This window comes from Yoonia litorea (assembly GCF_900114675.1).
In the GTDB taxonomy this organism is placed as follows: domain Bacteria; phylum Pseudomonadota; class Alphaproteobacteria; order Rhodobacterales; family Rhodobacteraceae; genus Yoonia; species Yoonia litorea.
Genome location: NZ_FOZM01000001.1, coordinates 1,347,391 through 1,372,134 on the forward strand (window position 1 = coordinate 1,347,391; position 24,744 = coordinate 1,372,134).

A 24,744-nucleotide genomic window follows, 5' to 3' on the forward strand; every position below is an offset into this window, starting at 1 on the left:
CAAAGGTCCGCGATATAGCCTCAAACAGCAGGCCAATTTTTGCTGAATAAGGAAACATTCGATCCGGCAGGGCTTGATTAGCCACCGATCCGGCCCAATGGCACTGTTAAAACACCAAAGTACGGCGATTTTGCGGCAGGATGCACCAAACGTCCGCCCTGCAGCGGCGCATCAACTCCCGACGTACCTGGTGCCGAAATGGGCAGACCACGTGCCACTCGCGCTGCGAGAAAAGCAAAGGCCTGTGCCTCGATCATGTCTCCGTTGAGCCCGACGTCATCGATATTGACCACCGGACAAGGTAAGTCAGTTTCCAGCCGCTGCATTAGTGTTTTGTTGTGGCGACCACCGCCCGCGACATAGATGCGCGCAGGAAAGACAGGGCACTGTGCACAGCCGCGCTTGACTGACGCCACAACAACTCCGACCAATGTTGCCAGTGCATCTGCGTCGCCAAATCCATCGACCCGCGCCAAAACATCTTCAAAACTGTTGCGATCCAGTGATTTTGGGGGAAGCGCCTCAAAATAGGGATGGGACATGAAGTCTTCGACGAAATCTCTGTCCTCTTGACCCTTGGACGCCAAGAGACCGCCCGCATCAAACGAAAGGCCGCGCCGCTTCTGCATGAGATCATTCATCGGAGCATTTGCCGGGCCGGTGTCAAAGGCAAGCAATGCGCCGGTGTCGGAGGGTTTCTCAAACGTTGGATCGACGAACGTCAGATTTCCAACGCCACCAAGGTTGAGAAACCCGACCGGCTTTGTTTCTTTCAGCCACTTGGCAAGAGCGAAGTGGTAGAAAGGTGCGAGTGGTGCTCCCTGCCCGCCTGCAGCCACGTCTGCGCTTCGAAAATCCCACGCCACAGGCAACCCTGACTGATCAGCTATCCGCTGGCCGTCGCCGCATTGGTGGGTTTGGCGATTGTCAGGATCGTGCGCCAGTGTCTGTCCGTGAAACCCGACAAGTGCAATGTCATGGAAATCTGCCATCACCGCCAGATGCGCCGCCTCAACCACGTCAGCGGCGGCGCGAACGTCATCTGTTTGCCACTGGCCCAGTGCGGCTTTCAACGTGGCACGCTCTGCATCGCTGTAGGCACGATATGCGGTCTGACCAAAGGCGCGGATTGTCTCTCCATCGGTTTCGATCACAGCAGCATCGACACCATCGAGTGACGTCCCCGACATAAGGCCCAAAATCCGCTCAAACCGGCCTTCAAACATCCGCTTCCCCTCTGCGCATTGGCTGACTATAGAGTGCATCGCAAACCAAGCAGGAACAAGCAGATGACCTATCATCCCAAGTCCGATTTCATGAATGTCATGATCCGCCGCGGCTTTCTGGCCGACTGCACGGATTATCAGGGCCTCGATGAGGCGCTGAGCAAGGGAGTGGTGCCCGCCTATATCGGCTTTGATGCCACCGCGAAATCACTGCACGTCGGCAGCCTGATCCAGATCATGATGCTGCGTTGGCTACAGAAAACCGGCCACAAGCCGATCACGCTGATGGGTGGTGGCACGACAAAAGTCGGTGACCCGTCCTTCCGTGCCGATGAGCGTCCACTTTTGGGGCCAGAGCAGATTGACGAGAATATCGCAGGTATCCGCAAGGTCTTTGCCGCCTATGTCACTTACGGTGACGGCCCGACTGACGCGTTGATGCTCAACAACGCTGAGTGGCTGGACGGTCTGAACTACCTCGATTTCCTGCGGGATATCGGACGGCACTTCTCAATCAATCGAATGCTGTCGTTCGAAAGCGTGAAATCGCGGCTGGATCGTGAACAGTCACTGTCGTTTCTCGAATTCAACTACATGATCTTGCAAGCCTATGACTTTCTTGAGTTGAACCGGCGCTACGGCTGCCTTTTGCAGATGGGTGGTTCGGATCAGTGGGGCAATATCGTGAATGGTATCGACCTGACGCGCCGAGTGCTGGACCACGAGATTTACGGCCTGACCTCGCCTTTGCTAACCACCAGCGACGGCAAGAAAATGGGCAAGTCCCAATCCGGTGCGGTCTGGCTGAATGCCGACATGTGTTCGCCTTACGAGTTCTGGCAATTCTGGCGCAACACAACCGATGCCGACACGGGCCGCTTCCTCAAGCTCTACACAGAGCTGCCGATTGAAGAATGCGACCGCCTTGGCGCGCTCGAGGGGTCCGAGATCAACGCGGCCAAGATCATCCTTGCCAATGAGGTCACAACCCTGCTGCACGGCGCCGAAGCTGCGGCAGCGGCAGAGGCGACCGCACGCGAGGTTTTCGAAAAGGGCGGGATTGGGGATGATTTGCCAACCTTGAGCCTGTCTGCAGAGGACATTGGTGACGGCATTTCAATCGTGCAGCTGATTGTAAAATCTGGTCTTGCCAAAAGCGGGAAAGAGGCAAAGCGTCTCATCGCAGAGAACGGCGCAAAGATGAACGACGAAGCCCTGACAGAGGCGGGATTGATCATCGACGCCGATGCACTGGCGCAGCCGATCAAGCTCAGTGCAGGCAAGAAACGCCATGCACTGGTGCAGTTGGGCTAAAGCAACAGCAGATCAACAAGCAACAACGTGACTGTCACTGGGAAAACGATGTTGGCGGCGAATATCGCCGCCAACAGGATCGCCATCAGTGAATGCGGTTGATATTTTGCAAGCATGGGCCGAGGCTAGCCTTTGGTGCTTAACACGCCTCTAAAGGTGCCGCAGAAATCCGCGACAGGAGCCGAGAATGACCAAGTTCTTCGTCTACGACGTTTTCACGAACGAACCGTTTGCCGGGAACCAGCTTGGCGTTGTTCCAGACGCCGCAAATATACCGGAGGAACACCTCCAGAAGATTGCCAGAGAGTTCAACTTTTCAGAAACAACCTTCGTCTACCCGCCTGAAGACCACACCCACACTGCACGCGTGCGGATCTTTACGCCAACCATGGAAATCCCATTTGCGGGGCATCCGACGATTGGCACTGCGATTGCACTTAACGACGAGGGACATGAAGGCGATTTGGTGTTGGAGCTCGGTGTCGGTCCGATCCCGTGCACCCTCGACGCAGGTGGTGCATCATTCACTGTGGCCGCTCCGCTCGAACATTTCGGCGCACCCGAACCGGAACTTGTCGCGCAGGCGCTTTCACTGAACGCGGATGCGATCAATAGCGAGACGCATGCGCCAGTGAAAGCTGGCGTTGGTTTGGATTTTGTCATCGCAGAATTGAAAACAAAATCTGACCTTGAGGCCTGCCAGATCAATGTCTCGGCATTTCGTGAAGGTGCCGCGCGCTTCCCTTCGGGACTGGACTTCGCGATCTTTGCCTATGTCCGCAACGGTTCACAGATCGACGCCCGCATGTTTGCGCCACTTGACGATATTCTCGAAGACCCGGCCACAGGCAGCGCTTGTGCCGCCCTTGCGGCCCTCTTGACCGAAACCCTTGGCGCTGACCTCAGCCTGCAAATTCTTCAAGGCGAGGCGATGGGACGGCCCTCGCACATTCAGGCGCGCACGACGGCAAGCCAGCCTGTTGCTGTCACGATCAGTGGCCAGGCCGTGCGAGCGATGGAAGGCCAATTCACCTTCTAGCGTTATCAGGGTGGAATCCGGTCGCACGCTTGGCTATCAGATCACAGACCAAGACAAAGGGGCCGGTATGACCGCGACTATTCTGGAGCGTTGTGAAGCCAACGGTCTGCGTATGACCGATCAGCGCCGCATCATTGCGTCAGTGCTGCAAGACGCCGATGACCACCCCGACGTGGAAGAACTCTACAATCGCGCCTCCGCAGTCGATCCGCGTATCTCGCTCGCCACGGTTTACAGAACGGTCAAACTTTTCGAAGAAGCAGGGATTCTTGAAAAGCACGAATTCGGCGATGGTCGTGCCCGATATGAGGCCGCCGACCGCGACCACCATGATCATCTCATTGATGTGCATTCCGGTGAAGTGATCGAATTCGTTGATCCCGAGATTGAAGCCCTACAAGAAAAAATCGCTGCAAAGCTTGGATATCGCTTGATGGGCCATCGGCTGGAACTCTACGCCGTGCCGCTCTCTGACAAGGACAAATAGCTTGGAGAATCTGCGCGGCGCCGCCTTTATGGTTCTGGCGATGCTCTGCTTTGCGATCGAGGACGCCTTGATCAAAGTCCTCGCCGGGCGCATCCCTGCCGGACAGGTCCTCGGTCTGATCTGCTTTGGCGGGTTGGTGATATTTCTGCTCTGGTCAACCCTACGCGGCATGCCTCTTTGGGATGAGGCGTATCTGAATGGTCGTGTCATCTTGCGCAGCTTTTGCGAAGTTGTCGGATCGTGTTTTTTCGTGTCTGCGCTGGCGCTGATTCCGTTGACAACGGCGTCTGCCGTCATTCAGGCGACACCCCTGGTCGTCGCAATGGGCGCTGCACTGTTCCTGCAACAAGAGGTTGGATGGCGGCGATGGCTGGCAATTGGCGTTGGTTTCTTTGGCGTCTTGCTGATCATCAGACCGGGCTTTGAAGGCTTCGTTCCGGCGACGCTGCTGGCCGTCGGCGGAATGCTCGGGCTTGCTGCACGCGATCTGCTTACCCGCAGTTTAAGAGTCCAGATCAGCGGCATGCAGCTTGGCATTCATGCTTTCGCCTTCGTTGCGCCTGCAGGGTACATCGTGTCCCTCGCGCAGGGTCAGCCAATCGTCGTGCCATCCGGCGACGAGTGGTGGTTGCTGGGTGTGAGCGTCGTTGTGGGCATGTTCGCCTACCTCGCCATCGTTGCCGCGACACGCGGCGGCAATGCGGGCATCATTTCATCCTTTCGCTACAGCCGGATGGTATTTGCCTTAATCATCGGCTATCTGGTTTTTGCAGAAACGCCGGATGCGCCCACCTTGTTTGGCGCGGCGATCGTCATCGCCTCTGGCGTCTACACGCTGTGGCGAGAGGCCCGTCTGGCACGGGCTTCCCATACGTCATAACCCGCGCTATAGAGCGCCTGATACCGCTAACACTGCCATTAGGAGCACATTTATGAGCACAATCATCGACATCCACGCCCGCGAGATCCTCGACAGCCGCGGCAACCCGACGGTTGAGGTTGATGTGATCCTTGAAGACGGCACCATGGGCCGCGCGGCCGTACCTTCGGGTGCATCGACCGGTGCACATGAAGCCGTCGAGAAGCGTGACGGTGACAAAGGCCGCTACATGGGCAAAGGCGTGCTTGAGGCTGTCGCCGCCGTCAACGGTGAGATCGCCGAAGCCATCCTTGGCATGGACGCCACAGAACAGGTCGCCATCGATGAGGCGATGATCGAACTCGACGGCACCCCGAACAAGGGTCGTCTGGGCGCAAATGCGATCCTTGGGGTTTCCATGGCTGTGGCAAAAGCAGCTGCCGATTTTACCGCGCAACCGCTCTTCCGCTACATTGGTGGCACATCTGCGCGCACCCTGCCCGTCCCGATGATGAACATCATCAACGGTGGCGAACACGCTGACAATCCGATCGACATTCAGGAATTCATGATCATGCCAGTGAGCGCGGACAACATCCGCGACGCGGTGCGCATGGGGTCTGAAGTCTTCCATACACTGAAGAAAGAACTTTCAGCCGCTGGCCACAACACAGGTATCGGTGATGAAGGCGGCTTTGCCCCTGCTCTCGGCAGCACGCGCGAGGCACTGGACTTCATCCTGACCTCGATTGAAAAGGCAGGCTACAAAGCAGGCGAGGATATCTACCTCGCGCTCGATTGTGCCTCGACCGAATATTACAAGAACGGCAAGTACGAGATGGCTGGCGAAGGCATTTCGCTGACATCCGAAGAAAACGCGGACTATCTGGCAAAGCTGGTCGCCGACTACCCGATCATCAGCATCGAAGACGGTATGGCCGAGGATGACTGGGACGGTTGGAAGCTCTTGACCGACAAGATTGGTGACAAGGTGCAGTTGGTCGGTGACGACCTTTTTGTGACCAATCCTGCGCGCCTTGCCGACGGGATTGCCAAAGGATCGGCAAACTCCATGCTGGTCAAGGTGAACCAGATCGGCACCCTGACCGAGACGTTGAAAGCCGTTGATATGGCGCACCGCGCACGGTTCACAAACGTCATGTCACACCGTTCGGGCGAGACCGAGGACGCGACAATTGCGGACCTCGCCGTTGCCACAAACTGCGGTCAGATCAAGACCGGTTCGCTGTCGCGGTCTGACCGACTCGCAAAGTATAACCAGCTCATCCGCATTGAAGAACTGCTTGGCGAGACAGCGATCTATGCCGGTCGCAGTATCCTCAAAGGATGATCCCCGAAGGTATGCACGAGGTCCCCGCCGGACATGTTCCGGCGGTTGTGACCTACCTTCAGATGGCGTCTGCACAAATGACGGCGGCGAAGCCATTTCCGTTGGGTGTAACCGCCACTGAAGAAAACTTAGATGTCGCGGCATACCGGAATTTGTTCCGCGCTGTTGGCGCGCCTTGGCTGTGGTCATCACGATTGGTGATGCCAGAGGATGAACTTCAAGCTATCCTGCAAAGCGATCAGACCGAATTGTGGGTGATCCGTCACGAAAGCAAAGCGATCGGGATTGTGGAACTGTCGTTTCAGGACGATGGGGATTGCGAACTGGACTACTTCGGCATCGTCACATCAGCGACAGGACAGGGCTTGGGTGGCCCAATGATGCATCTGGCACAGACCCAAGCATTCTCGCGCCAGATCAATCGCTTTTTTGTGCATACCTGCAACTGGGATGATCCCCGCGCACTCGACTTCTATCAGAAGGCCGGATTTAAACCTTACAAGATCGCGGTTGAGGTCTTTCCGGACCCGCGCGTGGATGGAATCCACGACCGGAGAATTGCACCGCACGTCCCGCTGATCGAATAAAAAAGGACGTAATGCGCAAGCGCTACGTCCTTTTCTCTCAATATCGTTATGGCTTATGGGCAAGCAGCGAGGCGGTAAGTCCCGTCACCATTTGCATAGGCACACTGGCTTGTGCGCGAATTTTGCGCGACAACTGTACCAGCGGCAGCACCACCAAGCGCTGCAATCATCCGCCAATCGTCGTCCGCGTCAAAGACATCAGCGGCAACAAGCCCTGCAGCAGCACCACCAGCCGAACCGACGAGTGCAGCCTGATCTGCTGTCAGATTTTCACAGCCAGCCACGAAAAACGCGCCGGATGCGGTCAATGCGATCATCTTTGCTTTAAACATTCTAGTCTCCTCGCTCTGTTTTACAGCAAACGCATTGCTCAGAGAGTGGTTCCCGCATTTTTTACAAAGTTACCAAGACGCTGGCTTGTGAAGACACGGTCACAGCCATAGGCTGCCTCAATGATGACCGCCGACGAGATAATCACAAAGCTTGATCTCACACCGCATCCAGAAGGCGGATATTACCGGCAGACCTGGGAGGCCGAGAACGAAGGTCGCGCGACCGGAACATGCATCTATTTCCTGCTGAAGGCCGGTCAGGCCAGCCATTGGCATGCAGTCGATGCCGTGGAAATCTGGCACTACTATTCTGGTGCGCCGCTGATCCTATCGACTGCGCCGTCGCTTGAGGGGCCCGCTGTCGATCACCTGCTTGGACCAGACCTGGAGATCGGGCAATTGCCTCAGATCATCGTTCCGAAAGATTATTGGCAAATGGCGGCAACCACAGGGGATTGGACCTTGGTGGGTTGCACAGTCTCTCCTGGATTTCAGTTTTCAGGATTCTCACTCGCGGCCAAAGACCTGGAAATCCCGCGCTGATCGCCCTCAGTTGACGCCGCATCTGAGAACGCGTCCTCTGCGGGCATTTCACCGGTTTCAAGAATATGCATCATCTGTGCGTGAAGCTGGGCCTCGCGCGGGCCAAGCACTTCCTGTACACGTTTGATGTATGGTTCGTTTTCCATCACCGGGATATTCGGGTCATAGGCGCTCGCCAAAGAAATCATTGAGGCACGATCGACCCTGTTGAATGCTTCCACCATCATCTGCGCACGTTCTTTGGGCACATCCAGCGCCTCAAGAGCCGAGCGCCCCATCCGCAAGCTGCTGTCGTAGCTTTCACGAATGATATCGCGGCAACCGGCTGCCCACAGTTCATAGACATGATGGCGATCTACCGCCCGCGCGATCACATGGACCTGCGGCGCGTTCGCGATGACGTATTTGACGAGTGATGTAATCCGCTCACGATCGTCGATTGCGACGATAATCATTTTCGCGCGCTGAAGCCCTGCTGCATGCAGCATATCAGGTCGCGTCGCATCTCCGTAATAGAGGCGCGCACCAAAGCGACGCATGTTTTCGAGATGCTGCGCATTATAGTCAATCACTGTGAGCGAATAGCCAGCGGCACTCAGGATGCGTCGCACAAGCCCACCGACCCGCCCGCCGCCTGCAATGATAACCTCACCGGGCTCATCTATGTCATCCGCAGCATCATCAGCGGCGGTCGTATAGCGCGGGACGATGGCGCGGTCGTATAGGATGAACAGGATTGGTGTCAGCATCATTGAGAATGCCACCACCAGTAACAACAGGTCCGCCAGTTCTTGTGGCAGGATCGCATTGCTGACCGAAAAAGACAAAAGCACGAAGCCGAATTCACTAGCTTGTGCAAGACTCAAGGCCAGAAGCCACCTGTCTGCACCGCGAATCCGGAAGACGACTGCGAGCAGCAACAAAACGCCCGCCTTGAGGGCGATGAGCAAGACCGTCAGGCCAATGACAATGGCCACATTATCAAGAAAGAGGCCAAAATTGATTGCAGCCCCAACTGTCATAAAGAACAGCCCCAGCAGAAGGCCCTTGAACGGATCAACGTCTGATTCAAGTTCGTGACGGTATTCGCTATTGGCCAGCACGACGCCTGCAAGGAATGTGCCCAGTGCTGGCGATAGACCGACGAGCGACATCAGTAGCGCGATCCCAATGACAATCATCAAAGCTGTTGCAGTGAACAGCTCGCGCAGGTTCGCGGCCGCAATGAACCTGAAAATCGGCCGCGTCAGGTAGCTGCCTGCACCGATCACCGCGGCGATGGCGACCACGTTGACCAACGCCGTTTGCCAGCCGCTCAATCCCGCCACAAGGCTCATCCCTGCATCGTGGTGCTCTGCATCGCCTGCCTGCGCATGTGCATCCCCTGTCCCGCTCAGCAATTCGGGCATGGCGAGCAGCGGCATGAGGGCCAACATCGCAATGACGGCAATGTCCTGTGCCAGCAGGACAGAAAATCCCGCGCGCCCGCCATCGCTGCGCATCAATCCTTTTTCATTCAGGGACTGCAGAACAATGGCTGTTGAACTCAAAGATGCGATCAGACCAATTGCCAATGAGATGCGCCAGTCCAGACCGAATACGACACCCAAAGCGACTGCACCAGCAGCCGTCAGAGCGACCTGACCTCCGCCTAGGCCGAGCAGCTCTCCGCGCATTTCCCAAAGCCGGCGCGGCTCCAGTTCAAGCCCGACCAGAAACAGCATCATGACCACGCCGAATTCCGCGAAATGCTGAATTGAAATCACATCCACGTCCAGCACCGCAAGAATTGGACTGATCGCGATACCCGCAATCAAATAACCAAGGACAGACCCCAAATTATAGCGGCTTGCGATTGGCACGGCGACGACGCCTGCAACCAGAAAAATAAAGGCCAATAGCAAGAAATCTGTCACTGGCCATCCCTCGTCAGTGCGTGCGCGCGTTTGGTTCAGAGTGGCCTATCGTTCCCGAGATGCAAAGCGCGTTTCCGGCGATAATTACCCGCGGCGAGGCGAATTACGGCAACAATTCACGCAGCGTTCACTGAATATGCACGAAATTAACAAAATCGCTGCCAAATTCGCGCCCAATTCATCGGGCAACACATAAGCGAGGACCGAACGTCTATTTTTACCAAGTCGTATTTTTTCATAGTCCCAGGCGAGCGACCACATCTTTTAGCCGCACCGGATCTATCATCCGGTCTACTAGGACATTGGAAAGACTATGAAAATCAGATATAGCCTTGCGCTTGTGCTCGCCGCGTCGATAGGTGCAACGACCCTCCCCAGCATCACGCTCGCGCAGAGCACCTCTGCCGAAACAGTCGAAACGAATGCACAGCAGCGGATCAATTTTTCCGGCAAATTACGAATGTTGTCGCAGCGCATCCCTTCGGCGGCCTGTCATTTCAGCCAGGGCATTGATCCTGAAGGGTCCCTTGCGCTGCTAAACGCAGCAACAGCCGAATTTGACAAGATCATCACAGCGCTCGAATTCGGCGGCGACACGGATCTCAACATCATTGCTGCAGAATCACGCCGCAAGACGCTCGAGCGGATTCATCAACTCCACGAACAGTGGGACCCGCTGAAAACTGCCGCTCAGGCAGTTGCATCTGGCAACGGATCTGACGCCGATATTGATTTCATCCTGAACAACAACATGCCCGTCCTTCGGGCCGCACAGCTTCTTGTCGAGGAACTGGTCAAGCAATATTCGAACCCGAATGCGACGACCCGCGCGATGTTGTTCCTGATTGATATCTCTGGTCGCCAGCGGATGTTGACGCAAAAGGTTTCAAAGGAGTCCTGCATGCTGGGTGGGCCATTCGAGACAGAAACCACAATGACGGACCTTGAAGGCACGATTGGCATTTTCGAGGCATCTCTCGAAGCCCTGCGTTTCGGGATGCCAATGGTCGGTGTGAATCCTCCGCCAAATGACGCAATCTTTGAGGGGTTGAACGGAGTTCATGAGGACTGGCAGCGTGTCACACCGCTTTTGACCGAAATCAGAGCAGGCAATACGCTTGATGCTGAACAAAGCACGATCAAGTTTCAGGGCCTCAACACAACGATGGCCAATATGAACACCGTCGTCGGGATGTATACCGCAGCGGCTGGCAGCTAAAGCCTTACCACAGAACAAAAAAAGAGGGGCCAAGGCCCCTCTGTTAGTCTTGCTGATCAGGCTCACTCTATATTACCGCTCGGATTTTTTGCCTGCGGCCCGATCCGCGTCAGGGGCGAGCGCACCCGCCCCGGAACTGAGTTCTTAGCTACACCCCGATGTGCCGCCGCAGGTGTTGCACTTCATGCAGGTGCCGTTGCGCACCAGCGTGTAGTTGCCGCATTCGCCGCATGGATCGCCCTCGTAGCCTTGCATCTTGGCCTTGTCGCGGGCCGAGATGGTGGCGGTGCCGGTCGCAACGACGCTTTCCGTCTTTGTCTCGGTGACGATGGCAGCGACGGCTGTCTCTGGCTTGCTCGTGACGGCAGGCGCCGCTTGCAAGGCAACAAGATCCTGCGGCATCCGCTTGCGCAGATAGCCAGTCGAGGAAATCTGCTTGAGCACTTCGAGGGACCGCGACGCTGCATTCTCAGATGGGGCTTGCACGTTGCTGACACCCTCTTCTTCGCCACGGCCGATATCGTCGAAGGTCGCGCCCTCTGGCTTGACGTGAGCCAGATCGGTGCGGTCGAGATAGGACACGGCCAACTCGCGGAAGATGTAGTCGAGGATCGACGTCGCATTCTTGATGCTGTCGTTGCCCTGCACCATGCCCGCTGGCTCGAACTTGGTGAATGTGAAGGCATCCACGAACTCCTCCAGCGGCACACCGTATTGCAGACCGACCGACACGGCGATGGCGAAGTTGTTCATCATCGCACGGAAGCCTGCGCCCTCTTTGTGCATGTCGATGAAGATTTCACCCAAAGAGCCATCTTCGTATTCACCTGTGCGCAGATAAACCTTGTGACCGCCCACAATCGCCTTCTGCGTATAGCCCTTGCGACGCTGAGGCATCTTCTCACGCTCACGGCTGCGGACCTCTTGGACGATGATCTTTTCGACGATTTTCTCGGCCAGAACAGCGGCTTTCTCCTGCGGTGTGCCGGATTCGAGGGTTTCCATCGCTTCGTCATCGTCTTCGACCAGAGCGGCGGCCAGCGGCTGTGACAGCTTGGAGCCATCACGGTATAGCGCATTGGCCTTGATGCCTAGCGACCAGGACAGCTCGTAAGCCTTCTGGCAGTCCTCAATTGTCGCGTCATTTGGCATATTGATCGTCTTGGAGATCGCACCCGAGATGAACGACTGGGCTGCAGCCATCATGTAGATATGGCTGTCAACACTCAGATAACGCTTGCCTTTCTTGCCACATGGGTTTGCACAGTCAAAGACGCTGTAGTGCTCTTCCTTGAGGTGTGGTGCACCCTCAAGCGTCATCGTGCCACAAACGTGATCGTTGGCAGCGTCGATCTCTGCCTTCGAGAACCCAAGGTGGCGCAGCAGATCAAATGTCGGATCGTTGAGCTTTTCCGCCGGAATGCCCAGCGTCTTGGTGCAGAACTCTTCGCCCAGCGTCCACTGGTTGAAGACAAAACGGATATCGAAAGCCGACCCGAGTGCGGCCTCGATCTTGTCGAGTTCGGACTGACCAAACCCGTGACCGATCAGCGAGGTGTGGTTGATCGCAGGCGCCTGCCCGATGGAACCGTGACCGACCGCATAGGCGATGATCTCTTCAATCTCGGCAGAGCCGTAGCCCAAAACGTCCAAAGCTGCTGGGACAGACTGGTTGATGATCTTGAAGTAGCCGCCACCGGCCAGCTTCTTGAATTTCACCAGTGCAAAGTCAGGCTCGATCCCTGTGGTGTCGCAGTCCATGACGAGACCGATAGTGCCGGTCGGTGCAATGACAGACACCTGCGCGTTGCGGTAGCCGTGCTTTTTGCCCAGCTCCAGCGCCTCGTCCCAAGCTTCAACTGCCAGCTTGACCAGTTTCTGATCAGGGCAGTTGGCGTGATCGAGTGGCACAGGCTTGACCGCCAGCTTGTCATAGCCGGTGTCCTTGCCCAGAGCGGCCTGACGGTGGTTTTTGATCACGCGCAGCATGTGCTTGGCGTTTTTCTTGTAGCCCGGGAAAGCACCCAACTCGCCCGCCATTTCAGCAGAGGTCGCATAAGAGACACCCGACAGGATTGCCGTCAGCGCAGCGCACATGGCGCGGCCTTCATCGCTGTCGTAACCGTAGCCCATGTTCATCAGCAGACCGCCAATGTTGGCGTAGCCCAGACCCAAGGTGCGGAAGTCATAGGACCGCTGCGCGATTTCCTTGGACGGGAACTGCGCCATCATGACCGAGATTTCCAGCGTGACAGTCCAGAGGCGTGTCGCGTGGATGTAATCCTCAACCTGAAACTCGCCGTCCTTATAGAATGTCAGCAGGTTCATCGACGCGAGGTTACAGGCCGTATCGTCGAGGAACATGTATTCAGAACAAGGGTTTGAACCGCGAATCTCACCGTGCTCCGGGCATGTATGCCATGCGTTGACGGTGTCGTGGTACTGGATGCCTGGATCGGCACAGGCCCAAGCGGCGTGACCAACCTGCTCCCAGAGATCACGGGCTTTGATGATCTTGGCGACCTCACCATTGCGGCGGTTGACGAGCTTCCAGTCCGCATCTTCTTCGACTGCCTTCAGGAAAGCATCAGTGACGCGGATCGAGTTGTTGGAATTCTGGCCAGAAACGCTGTTATAGGCCTCGGAATCCCAGTCAGTGTCGTAGGTCGGGAATTCTATGCTGGAATATCCCTGCTTTGCATAGTCCAAGACGCGCTTGATGTATGTCTCCGGAATGGAGGACTTCTTCGCATCGCGGACTGCCTGCGCCAGCGTTTCGTTTGTTTTTGGATCGTAGGCCGCAACTTCTTCACCATCCCAGGACTTGATGGCCGAGAAGATCGCGTTGAGGTAACGCGAGTGCATCTTGGAGCCAGCCACGATCGACGCGACCTTTTGCTCTTCAAGCACCTTCCAGTTGATGAACTCCTCAATATCGGGGTGGTCCGCATCGACGATCACCATCTTGGCCGCGCGGCGTGTTGTGCCGCCCGACTTGATCGCACCCGCAGCACGGTCACCGATTTTGAGGAAACCCATCAGGCCGGACGACTTGCCACCGCCTGACAGCGGCTCACCCTCGCCACGCAGTGATGAGAAGTTCGTGCCTGTACCGGAGCCATATTTGAAGAGGCGCGCTTCACGGACCCAGAGGTCCATGATGCCGCCATCGTTCACCAGATCATCATCAACAGACTGGATGAAGCACGCGTGCGGCTGCGGATGCTCGTAAGACGATTTGGACTTTGTCAGTTTGCCTGTCTTGTAGTCGACATAGTGGTGGCCCTGTGCCGGTCCGTCGATGCCGTAGGCCCAGTGCAGGCCGGTGTTGAACCACTGAGGGCTGTTTGGCGCAGCGCGCTGGGTCGCCAACATGTAGCGCATCTCGTCAAAGTAGGCGCGCGCGTCTTCCTCTGTCGAGAAGTAGCCGCCCTTCCAGCCCCAGTAGGTCCAAGCACCGGCCAGACGATCAAAGACCTGCTTTGCAGATGTCTCGCCGCCGAAAGTCGCACCTTTGGCCGGCGCCGAGCGCCACAGAAACTCCGGTACACCTTTTTCCTTAACCTTCGTGACTTCAGAAGGCACACCTGCTTTCCGGAAGTATTTCTGCGCAATCACGTCAGATGCGACCTGAGACCAGCCTCCGGGGATTTCACAGTTGTCCAGCTTGAACACCACCGTTCCGTCAGGATTCCTGATTTCCGAGGTCGCCGATTTGAAAGCGACGTCTGCATAGGCGTCCTGACCAGACTTCGTGAAATTGCGTGCGATTTTCATCTGAACTGCCCCGTTCATTAATGGCCGACGTTGCGGCGTTTCTCCCCACCGCTGTCGCGGCGCCAAAATCATGCGGAGACAAAAACGATCCGGCCGCTGAGTCCCCAACCTCACCGGTTGGACCTCGCGCCTGTGCCATTTGCGGCACTTGCAGATTGAACCTATCCCCTTTTGCCGACACCACATATTGTGTGGCTTGTCTCGGCCCGCACAAACTGGCGCATCTACTGGTAGTGGGTCAACGAGTTTTTAACACAAAATGCAGATTTCTTTTGTTGACGGGGTGGGCATCCAATGCCGTTCAAAACGGCGAGTGATTCACACACAGATTTGTCCACGGGTCCTGGCGTCACCCTAGGCAGGCGAAAAAGTTTGAGATGCGGCACACTTAGGCCAAGCCCTTCATGGATTCGTTGAAGCGGCAGACGCATTGAACTGTATCAATGACATGATTTGTGGTTCGACAATCTCAAAGGAACACACGGACACTAGCGTGTAGATTTACAACACAGCTGCGTTCGGAGATGGCGAGAGAGTCGCGAGCCGGCGGCATCTTGCGGCGGCGTGCGGATGCCTGAGGACCGCGGCCACAAAGGCTCATTCAGCCTTCGCGTTGCCAATTGTTTTTGTGAAATGGTCGGGGCGGAGAGATTCGAACTCCCGACCCTCTGTTCCCAAAACAGATGCGCTACCAGGCTGCGCTACGCCCCGAACCGAGTGCGTCTTTAGCCCCCTATAAATGATTTGAAAACCCCTAACTTTGGGATTTTTCATCACAGGCCAAAATCGCATCCGGCCCAAAGCTTGGATGCTGCATCAGGTCACCTTCAGCAATCCCGAGGCGAGATGAAAGTCCGCCGTTGATCTCAAGGACAAACTGCACCCCTTCGCCTCCCGGGATCGGTGTGAGGTCCCCGGGAATCGCGTTTTCATGAATTCGCAGGACTTCGCCGGAGGGAGCGACAAAAATCATATCCAAAGGAATGAGCGTATTGCGCATCCAGAAAGACACAGATTGCGGCCGCTCGTAGACGAACAGCATTCCGCTCAAAAGCGGCATCGATTCGACAAACATTAGGCCTTGTGCGCGCTCTTGGACATCGTCGGCGACAGCGACCTGAAAGGTCGCTTGACCCCATTCCCCTTGCACAGTGACTTTGTCGTCAGCGCAAGCAGCATAGGCTTGCCCACCAAAGACAAGGAACAGAACCGCCGCACATGTCCGGATCAATGGATCGCAGCCTCCCAGCCGATCACCTCAAGCGCCATGCGTCCGCGTTCACCATCAACTATTCGCAAGCCAATCGCCTCGCCTGACTGAAGATCAGCCAGCCCGGACCGGCGTAATACCTCGATATGAATAAAGACGTCAGCATTGCTGCCGAAGACGTTGGCAAAGCCAAAACCTTTGGCTTTGTCGAACCATTTCACCCGCGCAGGCTCGATTGGTCGCTGCGCGATATCTTCTGGCGTGAATTCTTCCATGTCGCGCAAAGGCGGCGTGGTTTCGTCAGCCGGTGGAATAATTTCCACAACTTCCGTGGCCTGCAGGCCGCGCTGTGTGTCCTGCACAACAATCGTAATGCGTGATCCGTCGACCACAGAACCCTGTCCAAAGTTCCGCAGCACGTTGGCATGAAGAAGGATATCGCGGCCACCCTCATCGGCCACGACAAATCCAAACCCCTTGCCGGGATCGAACCATTTGACTTGTCCTTGCAGCTGGCGTTCACCACCAGTCTTCTGCGTCGTCATATTTGTGCCCTTGAAACAGCAGTGTTGAGTGCCACTTGCCATCCCCTTCTGACCCGAATCTGAATGAAGTCCCACGGTAACAGTTTTGCTTGGATTGACAAAACCAACTGTCAGGGTGAGAGGCGTGTAATTCTCCACTCGTCTTCGGGATCACCACGCGACCACCGAAACCGGTCGTGTAGCCTGAACGCACCGTCGGACCAAAACTCGATCTCGACGGGTACGATGCGGAAACCACCCCAGAACGGCGGACGCTTCGGATCCGAACCCTTCTGAACTGTTAACTTTGCCACCTCTGCCATGAGCGTTCCTCGGGACGCAAGAGGCTGTGACTGCCTAGAGGCCCATGCCCCCAGACGACTTTGTAGCGATCTGCTTTGAAAATAGGCATCGGCTTGAGCGCCGTCCTCTTTTCTAACCAACCCGCGGACGCGGATCTGCCTGCGCAAGCTCTTCCAGTGCATGACGAAAGCGGCCTTTTGTGTGGCCTCAATCTCGCGGCCTTTGCGACTTTCGTAATTTGTATAGAAGACAAAGCTGTCGTCGCTGATGTCTTTCAGCAGCACCATGCGCACATTCGGTAAACCGTCTGTATCAACTGTCGCCAATGCGATCGCGTTGGGATCGTTGGGCTCTGCCTTCTCGGCCTCGCGCAGCCAGTCCTGCGCGATGGTGAATGGGTCGTCACCAGCAAAGATGCCGTTACGGTCGGACAAAGCCCTTCCCCAAATTGTTCCCCCACCTGAAACGCTAAGCAGATTCCCTTGACCGCGCAAGAATATTTCAATGCTGCTGCAAGCTTGCCGCCTGACTTTCAATGGCCTAAACGAAAACCGGAACCAACAACTTGACGCAGAGGAACAGGCGATGACAGCACAGCTGATGGAAGGCAAAAGAGGCCTGATCATGGGGCTTGCCAACGACAAGTCGATTGCATGGGGTATTGCAAAAGCTTGTGCTGACGCCGGCGCGGAACTGGCGTTTTCCTATCAGGGCGAGGCGTTGAAGAAACGTGTGGGCCCGCTGGCCGAGTCGCTTGGATCAGACATCGTCCTGCCTTGCGACGTGGGCGACGAAGACAGCATTGATGCACTCTTCGCTGCGTTGGAAGAAAAATGGGGCAAGCTTGATTTCATTGTTCATGCGATTGGATTTTCTGACAAATCCGAATTGCGCGGACGCTATGTCGACACCACCCGCGGCAATTTCCAGATGTCTATGGATATCTCGGTCTATTCCTTCACGGCCGTGGTCCAGCGTGCTGAAAAGCTGATGACGGATGGCGGCTCATGCCTGACGCTGACCTACTACGGCGCAGAAAAGGTCATGCCGCACTATAATGTCATGGGCGTGGCGAAAGCTGCACTTGAGGCATCGGTCCGCTATCTTGCCGAAGATCTCGGCAAGAACGGGATTCGCGTCAACGCCATCAGTGCAGGCACAATCAAAACGCTGGCGGCCTCCGGCATTGGCGACTTCAGATTGATCATGCGCTGGAACGAATACAACTCGCCCCTGCGTCGCACGGTCACACAAGAAGAGGTTGGCAAATCCGCTCTCTATCTTCTCTCAGACCTGGGCAGTGCAGTCACCGGCGAGGTGCACCACGTTGATGCAGGCTATCATGTCGTCGGGATGAAGGCCGTTGACGCACCAGACATCACAAAGGAATAGTCTGTGACGCTGACCGCCCTTCTGACACTCGCGGGCCTTCAGGCTCTTATTGCGATCAGCCCCGGCCCTGTCCGGCTCTACCGCAAGGGCAAATCATCACTTGACCGCCTCTTCGGTGGTCTCATCGCTGCTTTGGGCGCTCGCATCGCCTATCAATAAAGGGTTTTCCTCATGTCAGACCGCCTGCCCCACGAAAAAGGCTTTCACATCAGCTGGGATCAGATCCACCGTGACAGCCGCGCATTGGCATGGCGGTTGGATGGACATGGTCCTGATGACGGCGCATGGCGGGCGATCGTGGCAATCACACGCGGCGGAATGGCCCCTGCCATGATTGTCGCGCGCGAACTGGATGTGCGCACGGTCGATACAATCAGCGTCAAGAGTTACGACCACCAGCATCAGTCGGAGGCCAAGGTCCTCAAATCACCTGACGAGGAGATGATGGGCGACGGGACCGGAATCCTGATTATCGACGACCTTGTCGATAGCGGCAAAACGCTGGAGCTGGTACGGCAGCTTTATCCGAACGCGCATTTTGCGACCGTCTACGCCAAACCCAAAGGGCGGCCACAGGTTGATACGTTCATCACCGAGGTCAGCCAGGACACATGGATTTTCTTCCCGTGGGACATGGCGCTGCAATATGTCGAACCCTATCGCGGCAAGGACTAGTGCGGGTCATTTCTGGCCCAGAAATATCCCCGCCGGAGGCAAATGCCTTTCGAGATCGTGACATTCCGTCAATCAGGTGATCCATGACACAAACACGGACAGCCAGTACTTTTGCCCCTCCGGTCATGGAGGCGCGGCGCTGGCTTGAGGGTGTCGAACACCCCAACGGACGCCCTCTCATCAATGTCAGTCAGGCAGCGCCAGTCGATCCGCCGCCGGCCCCGTTGCGCGAAGCGATGGCACAAATGGTGATGGAAGATGCCGAGGCGCATCTTTACGGCCCCGTGCTCGGCCTTCCTGCGCTCAGGGCAGAGGTCGCACGCCAATGGACGGCAAGCTATGGCGGATTGGTTGGGCCAGAGCAGGTCGCGATAACGTCCGGATGCAACCAGGCATTTGCGGCGGCGATCGCAACGCTTTGTGCGGAAGCTGACGAGGTCATTATCCCTGTCCCCTACTACTTCAATCACCGCATGTGGTTGGACATGTCAGGCGTCAGGACCGTCGCCCTTGAGACAGGCGACGGTATGGTCCCTTCGGCAGAGCGCGCTGCGGAATGCATCACCGAGCGGACCCGCGCCATCGCCTTGGTCAGCCCCAACAACCCCTGCGGGGTCGAATATCCAGAGGAGACGTTGCAGGCATTTCTCAATCTGGCACGTGAAAAGGGCATCGCGCTGATTGTTGACGAAACCTACCGCGACTTTGACAGCCGGTCTGCTCCGCCGCATGCGCTGTTCGCTGATCCCGATTGGGATGACACGCTGATCCAGCTGTATTCCTTCTCGAAGGCATACCGGCTGACAGGTCACAGGGTCGGTGCCGTCGTCGCATCCGAGGCCCGTTTGGCCGAAATCGAGAAATTCCTTGATACCGTCGCGATTTGCCCAAACCAGCTTGGTCAACGCGCGGCGCTTTGGGGGATGCAAAACCTTGGCGGATGGCTCGCTGGTGAACGCGCTGAAATTCTTGACCGCCGCGCGGCCATCGAAGAGCAGTTTCCGCGTCTCGCGGCAAAGGGGTGGGAGCTTTTGGGGTGTGGGGCTTATTTCGCCTATGTGCGGCATCCATTCTCGATGTCTTCTGCCGAACTCGCCCCGCGTCTGGTCAAAGAAGCGGGCATCCTGCTTTTGCCCGGAACGATCTTCATGCCTGACGATGTGAGGGGCGGCGAAAGCCAGCTGCGCATCGCCTTTGCCAACATAGATCGGGCAGGCATCGTGGCGCTTTTCGACCGGCTGGCGGCGCTTACGCTCTAAGGCTTGCACCCCCGCGCACTGGCCCTTATTCATGCGCCAATCAGCGGGTGGAGCAGCAGTCTCATGGCAGAAAAAAAGAAACCTCGTTACGGCGCGTGGATCATCGTCGCTGTCATCCTTTTGGGGCTGGCAGGGTTTGGAACAGGCGGTCTGAGCGGCACCATTCGCACGATTGGCACCGTCGGCGACAAAGAGGTGACGGTTCAGTCCTACCAGCGCGCCCTGAACGATCAGATCCGAGCCTTATCTGCACAATTTGGGCAGCAAATCTCGTTTCAGCAGGCACAAGCCTTCGGCATCGATCAGGTGGCACTGAACCAGGTCGTTCTGCTGAGCACGCTGGACAACGAGGCAGATCAGCTTGGTATCTCGATCGGCGATGAAAACGTGTTCGAGCGGCTTCAAGCAATCCCGCAATTTCAGGGCGCAAGCGGCTTTAACCGTGAAACCTACCGGCTGGCATTGCAGCAATCGGGGCAATCGGCTGCCGAGTTTGAAGACGAACTTCGCGATGAAACCGCGCGCACTCTGCTGCAAGGCGCTGTGGTCAGTGGCATTCCCACCCCTGAGGCGCTCGCGGATGCATTGGTCCAATACACAAGCGAGACCCGCGCCATCACATGGGCAATCGTGGATGAGCCAGCTTTGACCTCGCCCGTTCCCGGGGCCACAGAGGCTGATCAAACGGCATATTACGAAAACAATCCAGACGAGTTCACGGCACCGGAAGCACGGGAAATCACCTATGCGTGGCTGACCCCGACCATGATCCTGGACGACATGGAAGTTCCGGATGAGGCGATCACGCAGCTTTATCAGGACCGGATCACTGAATTTGTCCAACCCGAACGGCGGCTCGTTGAACGCTTGGTTTATGTCGCACAAGACCGCGCCGATGATGCGGCGGCACGCCTTGCCGAAGGAACCGTCACCTTTGAAGAATTGGTCGCTGAACGAGGCTTGTCGCTTGCTGATGTTGATTTGGGCGATCTGGCTGAGGATGAACTCGGGGCGGCTGGCGAGGCCGTATTCGACGCGGCCCCTGGCGAGGTCGTCGGACCGTTCCAGACCACGTTCGGCCCTGCTCTTTTCCGCATGAATGCCGTTTTGGCAGCGCAAGAAATCACCTTGGAAGAGGCCACACCCGACCTGCGCGAAGAACTGGCAGCCGAAGCTGCCCGCGGTTTCATCAATGACAGTGCCGATGGGATTATCGACCTTCTGGCTGGCGGGGCCACGATGGCCGATCTGGCCGAGCGAACAGATATGCAGCTTGGCACGATCTCTTGGACGGCTGAGGATAGCGAAGGGATCGCAGCATATGACGCCTTCCGCCGCGAAGCTGCAGCGGCCGAAGTCGGTCAATTCCCCGAACTGCACGATCTGGCTGACGGCGGGATTTTTGCGCTCACGCTCGACAGCATTACGCCGCCCACATTGCGCCCCATTGACGATGTGCGCGAGGAGCTTCAGGCGGCTGTCGTACGTGAAAACACCCGCGAAGCAATCATTGCCAAGGCAGAGGAATTCGCTGATGGCATCTTGCCTTTGACGAACTTCGAAAGCCTCGGACTGGTGCCAGTCAGCGAAGAAGGTCTGACCCGCCGCAGCTTCGTCGAAGGCACACCGCCTGAGTTTAATGCCGAAATCTTCGAAATGGCAGTGGGAGACGTCAAAGTCATCCCGGTTGAGGACCGCGCCCTGATCGTCCGCCTTGACGATATCGCGGCACCCGACCTTGCTGATCCGGCGGTTATTGCACAACGCGACGCCTTGGCCGAGAACGCCGCTGCAGGCATTGCACAGGATATTTTCGACGCCTATGCAACGACGCTGCAGCAGAACACCGAAATCAACCTTAACCAGCAGACGATCAACGCGATCAACGCGCAGTTCCAGTAAGGCAACCACATGGCGCTTTTGCCCGACTACGATACATTCGCCGAAGGGTTCGACAGCGGCGCCAATCAGGTGGTTTACACGCGGATAGCGGCTGATCTTGATACGCCCGTCTCGCTCATGCTGAAGCTGTCGGGTGCCGGCAAGAATGCGTTCATGCTGGAAAGCGTGACAGGTGGCGAAGTTCGGGGACGCTATTCTATCATCGGCATGAACCCTGATCTGATCTGGGAATGTCGCGGCACTTCAAGCCGTGTGAACCGCAACGCACGATTTGACGAAGATGGCTTTGCAACCTGCGATGCTGATCCTCTCACCGCGTTGAGAGGTCTTCTCGATGAAAGCCGGATTGACCTGCCAGCGGACCTTCCGGCCGCGTCTGCCGGCCTCTTCGGGTACCTGGGATACGATATGATCCGACTGGTCGAGCGGCTGCCGGACATCAACCCCGATCCGCTTGACCTACCTGATGCTGTCATGATGCGGCCATCTGTTGTGGCTGTGCTAGACGGCGTAAAGGGTGACGTCATTCTGGTGGCACCGGCTTACGTCAATTCCGATCTTTCCGCGCGGGCAGCCTATGCACAGGCGGCCGAACGGGTGATGGATGCACAAAGGGCGCTTGAGCGTCCGATGCCAAGTGAGAGCCGCGATCTGGCCGAGCCTGCACCCGTGGCGCCCCCCGTTTCCAACTTCACCCATGAAGGCTATTTGCAGGCGGTGGACAAAGCCAAGGAATACATCCGCGCAGGTGATATCTTTCAGGTGGTTCCGGCACAGCGGTGGACGCAGGAGTTTCGCGAACCACCCTTCGCACTTTATCGTTCACTGCGCCGGACCAATCCCTCGCCTTTTATGTTCTTTTTCAATTTCGGCGGCTTTCAGGTCATTGGTGCCAGCCCCGAAATTCTTGTGCGGGTCTTCGGCAATGAGGTCACCATCCGCCCGATCGCCGGAACGCGCCCGCGCGGAGCCACGCCTGCCGAGGACAAGGCAAACGAGCTGGATCTGATGGCCGACGAAAAAGAGCTGGCAGAGCATCTGATGCTGCTCGACCTTGGTCGCAATGACACCGGCAAGGTATCTAAAATTGGCACCGTGCGCCCGACCGAACAATTCATTGTGGAACGCTATAGCCACGTGATGCATATCGTCTCAAACGTTGTTGGGGAGTTGGCCGATGATCAGGATGCGCTCAGCGCGTTCTTTGCAGGGATGCCTGCAGGCACGGTCTCTGGCGCGCCGAAGGTCCGTGCGATGGAAATCATCGACGAGTTGGAGCCCGAAAAGCGTGGAGTCTACGGCGGTGGTTGCGGCTATTTCAGCGCCAATGGTGATATGGATATGTGCATCGCGCTGCGCACTGCCGTGCTGAAGGATGAAAAGCTCTATATTCAGGCTGGCGGGGGTGTCGTTTATGACAGTGATCCTGAGGCCGAATATCAGGAGACCGTCCATAAATCGAACGCGATCAGAAAGGCGGCAGCCGATGCGCGGATGTTCCGCGGCAAGGGCAACTAATCCTCAGTCGCGCAGGATCGCTGATACCGGTCCGACCACCGCCCCGACATCGGGGTTCTCGGCGACCCATGCTTGTAGCGCCTCAAGCGTTTGCTGGTTGAGATCGGCAACAAGAACCGCATCACCGGACTGACGTGCCCTGAAAGCAGCCTGATCAAGCGCGCGTCCCATGGCGTTGGCGCTCATGCCATTGCCACCCAATTCGCGCATAATAGCCACAGCGGGCACACCCGCCTGCCCCGCGCTCCGGATTGCGCCACCAAGCCCACGTTCCTTGGCGACGAAGCCCATGCCGTTGGCTGACAGAACTTCCATGACTTGCGCTGTCACCTGCCTGTCACCTTGCACCACGTCGTTGCCAGAGGAGTAAAGCATCGCCGATTGCGGCATCAGTTCAAGCGCTGCAGCGAAAGCGACCTCCACATCTTCTGGACGTGCACCTTGTGGCAAGGCAAGTTCCATCGCGACTTCGGCGCCTGCCGTTCTGAAGTCACGCATCTGGGTCGCGGAATTCGCTGACAATGCATTCACCACGACAGTGGGCGCAAAGCCCAAATCAGCAAGACCGGATGCAAGTCCGACACCCTCACCGCGATCAACCAAGAGGATCGCCATGACAGGAAGGTTCTGAGGATTTTCAAACACTGCGCCGTGGCGTACCAGCGCCGGGGCGTCATCGGCGATCTGCGGTTCTTCGACAACCTCAGCGGCAATTCCAGCGACAGCTTCCTCTTCGGTGTCTTCGCTGCCCGGACGGTTGATCCGGACCGATGGTGCCGCCGGCGCGCTCTCTGTCTCTTCAGACGCTGCCGCTTGCGTGCCATCCTGCTCTGGCGTCACTGTCGCCGGCGCCTCAGCAGGTGCGACAACGGGTGCTTCGGCCGTATCGACCTCTGGCAAGGCCTCGGGCGCTTCCCCCAAAACGATGACTTCCGGTGACGGTGCCGCATCAATCGCGGAGTCGCCATCAACCAACGGCAATTCAGGTCGTCGGGCCGTATTCGACAGGACTGGCACCCAGAGATCGATAAATGGCGGACGCGCCTCCATCGGCGTGCGCGGCAGACTGCCCTCTGACGGCGGGACAAACGCAGTGTCCAGCACGACCAGCCCGATATCGGAATTTGTTTCGCCGGTGCTATCAGCAATCTGAGGTGTGGCCAGCGGACCCGACAGATAGGAATAGGCGGCCACGGCAGTACCGCAAATCAGGACACCCCAGATGGCACCTCGAATATAGCCCAACATCCTGTCTCTATTCCTTGCTACCTGCTTGACGCGACCCGGCGTCCCGGCCCATGTATGACCGGG

22 protein-coding genes and 1 tRNA gene are annotated in these 24,744 nt (G+C 57.0%); 14 read left to right on the plus strand and 9 right to left on the minus strand.

The annotated features are described in order from the left end of the window. Positions 1-77: 77 nt before the first annotated feature. Complete coding sequence (locus BM316_RS07020; RefSeq protein ID WP_090205727.1) at positions 78-1,226, minus strand: anhydro-N-acetylmuramic acid kinase; 1,149 nt, start codon at positions 1,224-1,226, stop codon at positions 78-80. Between the two features lie 63 nt (positions 1,227-1,289). Here BM316_RS07020 and tyrS point away from each other — a divergent pair, with 63 nt between their 5' ends. From tyrS to BM316_RS07050, 6 genes are all read left to right on the plus strand, one after another. Continuing rightward, positions 1,290-2,540 (plus strand): tyrosine--tRNA ligase, encoded by a 1,251-nt coding sequence (gene tyrS, locus BM316_RS07025; protein WP_090205730.1) that lies wholly within the window; start codon positions 1,290-1,292, stop codon positions 2,538-2,540. Positions 2,541-2,727: 187 nt separating this feature from the next. Then, a complete protein-coding gene (locus BM316_RS07030; RefSeq protein ID WP_090205732.1) occupies positions 2,728-3,579 on the plus strand; it encodes a PhzF family protein in 852 nt (283 codons plus the stop codon). A gap of 67 nt (positions 3,580-3,646) precedes the next feature. Continuing rightward, positions 3,647-4,066, plus strand: a complete 420-nt coding sequence (locus BM316_RS07035) for a Fur family transcriptional regulator (protein ID WP_090207675.1) — start codon at positions 3,647-3,649, stop codon at positions 4,064-4,066. A gap of 1 nt (position 4,067) precedes the next feature. Then, a complete protein-coding gene (locus tag BM316_RS07040; RefSeq protein ID WP_090205735.1) occupies positions 4,068-4,946 on the plus strand; it encodes a DMT family transporter in 879 nt (292 codons plus the stop codon). Positions 4,947-4,998: 52 nt separating this feature from the next. After that, positions 4,999-6,276, plus strand: a complete 1,278-nt coding sequence (gene eno / locus BM316_RS07045; protein WP_090205738.1) for a phosphopyruvate hydratase — start codon at positions 4,999-5,001, stop codon at positions 6,274-6,276. Positions 6,277-6,287: 11 nt separating this feature from the next. After that, on the plus strand, positions 6,288-6,863 hold the full coding sequence (locus BM316_RS07050; RefSeq protein ID WP_165606548.1) for a GNAT family N-acetyltransferase: 576 nt from the start codon (positions 6,288-6,290) through the stop codon (positions 6,861-6,863). A 53-nt stretch (positions 6,864-6,916) separates the two neighbouring features. Here the strand turns inward: BM316_RS07050 and BM316_RS07055 are convergent, their stop codons facing one another. Next, positions 6,917-7,195 carry a glycine zipper 2TM domain-containing protein gene (locus tag BM316_RS07055; RefSeq protein WP_207493631.1) on the minus strand — a complete coding sequence of 93 codons (279 nt, stop codon included), beginning with the start codon at positions 7,193-7,195 and terminating at the stop codon, positions 6,917-6,919. A gap of 123 nt (positions 7,196-7,318) precedes the next feature. On the opposite strand from BM316_RS07055, the gene BM316_RS07060 reads away from it, so the two are divergent. After that, on the plus strand, positions 7,319-7,738 hold the full coding sequence (locus tag BM316_RS07060) for a cupin domain-containing protein (RefSeq protein WP_090207679.1): 420 nt from the start codon (positions 7,319-7,321) through the stop codon (positions 7,736-7,738). Here BM316_RS07060 and BM316_RS07065 read toward each other — a convergent pair. Next, the gene (locus BM316_RS07065; RefSeq protein WP_090205744.1) at positions 7,687-9,654 is read right to left on the minus strand and encodes a cation:proton antiporter domain-containing protein; all 1,968 of its coding nucleotides are present in this window, start codon (positions 9,652-9,654) and stop codon (positions 7,687-7,689) included. The two genes, BM316_RS07060 and BM316_RS07065, sit on opposite strands and share 52 nt — an antisense overlap. A gap of 313 nt (positions 9,655-9,967) precedes the next feature. On the opposite strand from BM316_RS07065, the gene BM316_RS07070 reads away from it, so the two are divergent. Next, positions 9,968-10,873 carry a type IV pili methyl-accepting chemotaxis transducer N-terminal domain-containing protein gene (locus tag BM316_RS07070; RefSeq protein ID WP_090205747.1) on the plus strand — a complete coding sequence of 302 codons (906 nt, stop codon included), beginning with the start codon at positions 9,968-9,970 and terminating at the stop codon, positions 10,871-10,873. Positions 10,874-11,017: 144 nt separating this feature from the next. On the opposite strand, the gene BM316_RS07075 is transcribed toward BM316_RS07070, so the two are convergent. The 5 genes from BM316_RS07075 to pdxH all read right to left on the minus strand — a co-directional run bounded on the left by BM316_RS07075 (position 11,018) and on the right by pdxH (position 17,121). After that, on the minus strand, positions 11,018-14,650 hold the full coding sequence (locus tag BM316_RS07075) for a vitamin B12-dependent ribonucleotide reductase (RefSeq protein WP_090207681.1): 3,633 nt from the start codon (positions 14,648-14,650) through the stop codon (positions 11,018-11,020). A 634-nt stretch (positions 14,651-15,284) separates the two neighbouring features. Beyond that, positions 15,285-15,361 (minus strand) — tRNA-Pro (locus BM316_RS07080). 43 nt (positions 15,362-15,404) lie between these two features. Next, positions 15,405-15,881 (minus strand): DUF192 domain-containing protein, encoded by a 477-nt coding sequence (locus BM316_RS07085; protein ID WP_242649788.1) that lies wholly within the window; start codon positions 15,879-15,881, stop codon positions 15,405-15,407. Further along, positions 15,878-16,405 (minus strand): cold-shock protein, encoded by a 528-nt coding sequence (locus BM316_RS07090; RefSeq protein ID WP_090205749.1) that lies wholly within the window; start codon positions 16,403-16,405, stop codon positions 15,878-15,880. The genes BM316_RS07085 and BM316_RS07090 overlap by 4 nt, the downstream gene beginning before the upstream one ends. 110 nt (positions 16,406-16,515) lie before the next feature. Then, positions 16,516-17,121, minus strand: a complete 606-nt coding sequence (gene pdxH, locus BM316_RS07095) for a pyridoxamine 5'-phosphate oxidase (protein ID WP_090205752.1) — start codon at positions 17,119-17,121, stop codon at positions 16,516-16,518. 151 nt (positions 17,122-17,272) lie between these two features. Between pdxH and fabI the strand changes: the two genes are divergently transcribed. From fabI to trpE, 6 genes are all read left to right on the plus strand, one after another. Then, the gene (gene fabI / locus BM316_RS07100; protein WP_090207686.1) at positions 17,273-18,079 is read left to right on the plus strand and encodes an enoyl-ACP reductase FabI; all 807 of its coding nucleotides are present in this window, start codon (positions 17,273-17,275) and stop codon (positions 18,077-18,079) included. A 3-nt stretch (positions 18,080-18,082) separates the two neighbouring features. Next, on the plus strand, positions 18,083-18,238 hold the full coding sequence (locus BM316_RS16685) for a hypothetical protein (protein WP_165606549.1): 156 nt from the start codon (positions 18,083-18,085) through the stop codon (positions 18,236-18,238). A 12-nt stretch (positions 18,239-18,250) separates the two neighbouring features. Further along, a complete protein-coding gene (gpt, locus tag BM316_RS07105; RefSeq protein WP_090205755.1) occupies positions 18,251-18,754 on the plus strand; it encodes a xanthine phosphoribosyltransferase in 504 nt (167 codons plus the stop codon). Between the two features lie 83 nt (positions 18,755-18,837). Beyond that, the gene (locus BM316_RS07110; RefSeq protein ID WP_090205758.1) at positions 18,838-20,013 is read left to right on the plus strand and encodes an aminotransferase; all 1,176 of its coding nucleotides are present in this window, start codon (positions 18,838-18,840) and stop codon (positions 20,011-20,013) included. A 63-nt stretch (positions 20,014-20,076) separates the two neighbouring features. Continuing rightward, a complete protein-coding gene (locus BM316_RS07115) occupies positions 20,077-21,915 on the plus strand; it encodes a peptidylprolyl isomerase (RefSeq protein ID WP_090205761.1) in 1,839 nt (612 codons plus the stop codon). A 9-nt stretch (positions 21,916-21,924) separates the two neighbouring features. Continuing rightward, complete coding sequence (gene trpE / locus BM316_RS07120) at positions 21,925-23,433, plus strand: anthranilate synthase component I (protein ID WP_090205763.1); 1,509 nt, start codon at positions 21,925-21,927, stop codon at positions 23,431-23,433. A gap of 3 nt (positions 23,434-23,436) precedes the next feature. Here trpE and BM316_RS07125 read toward each other — a convergent pair whose 3' ends face one another. Continuing rightward, positions 23,437-24,681 carry a divergent polysaccharide deacetylase family protein gene (locus BM316_RS07125; protein ID WP_090205767.1) on the minus strand — a complete coding sequence of 415 codons (1,245 nt, stop codon included), beginning with the start codon at positions 24,679-24,681 and terminating at the stop codon, positions 23,437-23,439. Between the last annotated feature and the right edge of the window lie 63 nt (positions 24,682-24,744).

Bases quoted from the DNA above. Each gene is read 5' to 3' on its own strand.
- BM316_RS07020 (WP_090205727.1), bottom strand. From the start codon at position 1,226: ATGTTTGAAGGCCGGTTTGAGCGGATTTTGGGCCTTATGTCGGGGACG.
- tyrS (WP_090205730.1), top strand. From the start codon at position 1,290: ATGACCTATCATCCCAAGTCCGATTTCATGAATGTCATGATCCGCCGC.
- BM316_RS07030 (WP_090205732.1), top strand. From the start codon at position 2,728: ATGACCAAGTTCTTCGTCTACGACGTTTTCACGAACGAACCGTTTGCC.
- BM316_RS07035 (WP_090207675.1), top strand. From the start codon at position 3,647: ATGACCGCGACTATTCTGGAGCGTTGTGAAGCCAACGGTCTGCGTATG.
- eno (WP_090205738.1), top strand. From the start codon at position 4,999: ATGAGCACAATCATCGACATCCACGCCCGCGAGATCCTCGACAGCCGC.
- BM316_RS07050 (WP_165606548.1), top strand. From the start codon at position 6,288: ATGCACGAGGTCCCCGCCGGACATGTTCCGGCGGTTGTGACCTACCTT.
- BM316_RS07055 (WP_207493631.1), bottom strand. From the start codon at position 7,195: ATGTTTAAAGCAAAGATGATCGCATTGACCGCATCCGGCGCGTTTTTC.
- BM316_RS07060 (WP_090207679.1), top strand. From the start codon at position 7,319: ATGACCGCCGACGAGATAATCACAAAGCTTGATCTCACACCGCATCCA.
- BM316_RS07070 (WP_090205747.1), top strand. From the start codon at position 9,968: ATGAAAATCAGATATAGCCTTGCGCTTGTGCTCGCCGCGTCGATAGGT.
- BM316_RS07075 (WP_090207681.1), bottom strand. From the start codon at position 14,650: ATGAAAATCGCACGCAATTTCACGAAGTCTGGTCAGGACGCCTATGCA.
- BM316_RS07090 (WP_090205749.1), bottom strand. From the start codon at position 16,405: ATGACGACGCAGAAGACTGGTGGTGAACGCCAGCTGCAAGGACAAGTC.
- fabI (WP_090207686.1), top strand. From the start codon at position 17,273: ATGACAGCACAGCTGATGGAAGGCAAAAGAGGCCTGATCATGGGGCTT.
- gpt (WP_090205755.1), top strand. From the start codon at position 18,251: ATGTCAGACCGCCTGCCCCACGAAAAAGGCTTTCACATCAGCTGGGAT.
- BM316_RS07110 (WP_090205758.1), top strand. From the start codon at position 18,838: ATGACACAAACACGGACAGCCAGTACTTTTGCCCCTCCGGTCATGGAG.
- BM316_RS07115 (WP_090205761.1), top strand. From the start codon at position 20,077: ATGGCAGAAAAAAAGAAACCTCGTTACGGCGCGTGGATCATCGTCGCT.
- trpE (WP_090205763.1), top strand. From the start codon at position 21,925: ATGGCGCTTTTGCCCGACTACGATACATTCGCCGAAGGGTTCGACAGC.
- BM316_RS07125 (WP_090205767.1), bottom strand. From the start codon at position 24,681: ATGTTGGGCTATATTCGAGGTGCCATCTGGGGTGTCCTGATTTGCGGT.